Source organism: Gilvimarinus gilvus (genome assembly GCF_030518155.1).
Taxonomy (GTDB): domain Bacteria; phylum Pseudomonadota; class Gammaproteobacteria; order Pseudomonadales; family Cellvibrionaceae; genus Gilvimarinus; species Gilvimarinus gilvus.
The window spans coordinates 1-306 of the sequence record NZ_JAULRU010000546.1 but is presented as its reverse complement, the minus strand read 5'-3'; the positions used below and the strand labels follow the sequence as shown (position 1 = coordinate 306).

The following is a 306-nucleotide window of genomic DNA, read 5'->3' as shown; positions in this document are numbered from 1 at the left end:
CCAGTTCCCGGGCGCAACTGGCCTCGTTGCAGGCCGATGCCGAGACCATTCGCTCGCGGGTGCACATCAACGATGGTGATCTTAATGCGGCCAAGGACCAGGTGTACCTGGACCCCGAGCAATTGCGCATGTTCGACCTCAAGTCGCAGATGACCACGCTGAAACTTAGCCTGGATAATCTGGAGCGCAACCGGGTAACCCTCGAAGAGGAACTTTCCCACCTCGACCAGTTGATAGAAAGTGAGCAAAACCGGGTGCAGATGATGGCGGCTTATAATGTGGTGGCGTATGCATCCGGCACCGTGC

At 57.2% G+C, this 306-nt stretch carries 1 protein-coding gene; it reads left to right on the top strand.

What is annotated here, in order from left to right; translation table 11 throughout:
• A partial coding sequence (locus tag QWI17_RS10025; protein ID WP_302722368.1) for a hypothetical protein occupies positions 1-306 on the top strand: 306 nt, incomplete at both ends.